General features: G+C 34.5%; 3 protein-coding genes. 2 read left to right on the forward strand and 1 reads right to left on the reverse strand.

The features are described from left to right. Both ACTTKP_RS11490 and ACTTKP_RS11495 read left to right on the forward strand, forming a co-directional pair. On the forward strand, positions 1–1,211 hold a 1,211-nt coding region (locus ACTTKP_RS11490), incomplete at its 5' end, for a hypothetical protein (protein ID WP_442554038.1). A gap of 67 nt (positions 1,212–1,278) precedes the next feature. Next, on the forward strand, positions 1,279–2,745 hold the full coding sequence (locus tag ACTTKP_RS11495) for a hypothetical protein (RefSeq protein WP_442554039.1): 1,467 nt from the start codon (positions 1,279–1,281) through the stop codon (positions 2,743–2,745). Between the two features lie 269 nt (positions 2,746–3,014). Here ACTTKP_RS11495 and ACTTKP_RS11500 read toward each other — a convergent pair whose 3' ends face one another. After that, positions 3,015–3,443 (reverse strand): hypothetical protein, encoded by a 429-nt coding sequence (locus ACTTKP_RS11500; RefSeq protein ID WP_442554040.1) that lies wholly within the window; start codon positions 3,441–3,443, stop codon positions 3,015–3,017. Positions 3,444–4,049: the final 606 nt, after the last annotated feature.

Raw genomic sequence — 4,049 nt, forward strand, 5'->3', positions numbered from 1 at the left:
GCTCTGCCACAGGCAGTAAGCCTACAATGGTAGTCAATCAAAATTCTAATATTACTCAGCCGGTAACCGTACAGCCTACAGAAACTAAGTACCTAACCAGAGCAGAAGCTATGTCCCTTCTGTACAAAACTCTTAACCCGGACACTAAGCCAACAGAAGATTCTGATTTTACAGCACAGGTAGGCACTACCGAATACAACCTCTATGCACAGGAGTATAAAGGGGATACTTATCTAAACACCTCAGAAAACAAGAATACCTATAATAGCACAATGAGTAGGGGAGAGGCAATATACTTGCTTATGAACAGATTTTATGCTGAGGAATTAGATACATATAAGGCGGATAATGTAAAATTAGAGGATGCGGAGGATAAGGGGAATGAGACGGGAAGAACAAGGATAGAGAAGTTATCTGAGATGTTAAATAACCCTGAGGCAGGTGTAGAGCATAACCTATATAAAGCAATAGCATTAGCGTATGAAAAAGGGATATTAGATACAGCGAAGACACGTTGGAATGAAGGAATAACTAAGGCGGAGATGCTGGAGTTAATAATAAAAGTAGAGGCAGAGTTTAATAAGGCAGGGGTAATAAAGGGTGGTTTAGCGGATAGTGATAAAATACAAGGTGATGAAGAGATGGAAGCAGAAGGCAGTATGACAGGAGATGATGTAAATGTAGACAATCCTGTTTATCTTCCAGAAGGAGAGACAGATATTAAGAAAGCAAAACCTGCAAAAGTAATTCCTGATGATGCGGTAGTTGAAGGTGAGGATAACTTGCAGACAAGTGAAAATAATCAGAATAAGTCTGCTGTATTAGCTAAGAAAGACAAAAAGAAGGATGAAATTGTTAAGAAGAAAGTTAAGGTTAAAAAGAAGGTTAAAGATGATACTAAGAAAAATAATGTATCAGATAACAACGATACAGATAATAAAAATTCTGTAAGCAATACTAAAAAGGGAACTAAAAATGATATTAATAAAGGTCAGCAGAATAACAAGGACACTAACATAAAGGTTGGAAAACCTATTAAAAAGGACAAAGCAAATAACAATAACAAAGCTGATAAAAAGAAGGACAGTAATAAGAATAATGGTAAGCAAATGGGAGGAATGAAAGTAGCAGAGCCAGATAGTGGTTTATCAAGGAGTGCTCATCCAGATAAAGATATTACAGAAGAAGAATTAGATATGCTAGATTATTAATAAAGTGAGCAGTATATTAGATAAGGGTTGACAATAAGTCAGCCCTTTAATAATTAAGGAGGAATAGATGAAGAAGTTATTAGCAGTGTTGATTATGCTAGTGTCAATAAATATACTATCAATACCAGTTTATGCACAAAAACCTGGTGGAAGTATGACAGGTGATGAAGGAGGTCCTGTAGGTGAGATAATAGGAGGGCCTTTTTATACAAGAACAGGATGGTTATTTTATTTAGTGGATAGAAACACTGGAGAACAGGTGTCAGAAACAGCAGCATATAGTTGTGATACAAGGGGGATAGTAGATAGAAGTGGAAATACACTTGCAGAGGATAGGCTAAGACTTACATCTCGGTTTGGCAAAAAGCCTATTGAGGTTACTTTGGAAAAGCCAGATTGGGGTGAGCCATATACTAATGGTAGTCCAGCTAGAGGGCGAGGTGGGGATGTAAAGAAATGGTTATTAGGCTCAGATAAAAAAACAAAGTCAGGTAGGAATGTTAGCAGAGCTGAGCTATTAATATTAAGAGCATTTAAATCAGCAGATAAGGCAAAAGATTGGTATGAGGGTAAGACAGTATTAATATTTGAACCATTCTTTTGGCACAGAGTGCATTCAAATAGAAGGGCATTAAGTAAAAATGGTAAGCCATTATGGATATGTGCAACATCATATAATTTAGGTAAATATCAAAGTGGATTAAGTAAAGAAGTACCTATGACTGAGTATGGTGGAATAATGATAAACGAGTTTACCAATAATGTTTATCCGAGGTGCGTAAGGTTAGAGGTAGGAACAAAGATAGTAGGTTTGAAGTTACCAAAGAATTTTAAGGTAGCAGGAAAAATACCTAATAAAGATATGTCAGAGAAGACATATGGTTATGGTATAGGTGGAGTATGGAATAAGAAGCAAGATGGAATAATAAATACATATGATGGTAGTCATAGTCCTGGTAAGCCGGAGAAGACGAGTAAGAAGAAGCATACAACAGGTAAGAGTGAAATAATAAAGCAATACTGGGTAAAAGAAAAAGATGCAAATGGAAAAGTAGAGTATAAAAATATAGGAGCAGAAACTCATAAAGACTTTGATAGAGATAAAACTACAAAGAATATTCAAATAACAGATGAGATTGATAAACCAACAGAGAAAACAACAAAAGGATACAAATTAGTAGGATGGTTTACTGGGCATGATTTAAGTGATAGTACAAAAGTTGGTAATATAGACAATCCAAGACCGAATGGGGAACTAAAGAGTAGGATGGCAGAGGCAGATAATGAAGGTTTTAGGAGTGGAAAAGGTGAAGACTTAATAACATTAACTTTAGATAAAGTTAAAAAGACTGAGTATAAAGGAGAGAATACATTAGTAGTAGTATTTCTTAGAGAAGAAAAAACAGAAGGCATAATAGATACTTACAACCACAAAGATAGTCCTGGAGACCCAGAGGACCCTTCTAATGATAAAACTAAGCAAGGTAAGAAGAAGATATTAAAGCAGTATTGGGATGAATTTTCACAGTTTTAAATCCGGTTTCACAGCAAAACTGTAACTGTAAAACCCACTATCCAAGCAGATTACAGAGATTTTTCGCAGTTACAGAAGTGGATGGTAATACTTCCTAAAGCTAATGCTAGAGTTAAATTGCGTGTAATTTAATTTACTAAAAGGTATTTTTGATAAATATCAAATTCACAAAAATACCCATAAAACAGGCATTTTATACGCTTAGCTGATTAAATGCTTAGCTAAAGTGGAATAATACCTGTCTTATGAGCAGGAGATGACTAATAGTTTTACAGAGCCATAACTACTTCCATTGGCAGACCTGTAAATTTTGTTATAAGTTCGAGGTTAACTCCTTCTTCCCTCATACTTCTGGCTATTTTGAATTTTTCCTTTTCAGCACCTTCCTGTCTGCCCCGCTTTTCACCTCGTTTCTCACCAATTTCCTCACTTTCACGCATCCATCTCTGTAAAGTTTCATCCATTTTTACAGCACCTCCTTCATCCAACTTAAATCTGGCTTTAATTTCGCTTGTTACAGGGAATTCATCTGTATTGTAAGTATCATTTTCGGTAAACACTTTCATCAGTTTGGAAAATTTTGAACCATTGTCAATTACTGCATTTGCATATATTTCGGTAAGTCCGTCTTCAACAACCTGTCCTGTTTCCATAACCACTTTTTTCACATGATAGAGTGGTAGCCCGCTCTTAAACATATCAAAGGCTGATATAAATATTACGCATTTTACTAAACATCAAATCATCAATGGGGTTCAGCCCTCTGGCGTACTCTTCAAATTCTTTTATGGTTGGCATTGTAGTCCTTTCTTTTTGGAAATTTGCTATAATGCCTTTAACGGTATTATAGCAGATATTTTGAAAAATATAAACTTAGAAATTCCTGTTAAGTAGAGAAAAGATATACTCAGTTTAGAATTAACATAGATATGAGCCACAATAATCAAAAAATTGATATTTGGATAGAAGATTATAGAATAATATGAAAATTTATAGAATATAGTGATTATCGTAGCTCATATTTACAAATAGAATTATAGAATATTTTTGGTTATTAGCCAACGGTAAATTGCACAAAAAATTAAGACTTAACTATACAAAATAGACAAAAATTTATTTAGTCCCAATTATTCACAAAATATCTTGTGAAGTATCCACTCCATATAGTCACAGACCGAAAACAGTTTATCTTAAGGCATTGTGTGGAATAAGAGGTCTGTGACTATATGGTGAATAATTGAGGCATATATAATTTGGATATATAAAATTTACAGTATTCTAACTATATTTAATTCTTTATCAAG

It is taken from the genome of Catonella sp., from assembly GCF_052169795.1.
Classification (GTDB): domain Bacteria; phylum Bacillota; class Clostridia; order Lachnospirales; family Lachnospiraceae; genus Catonella.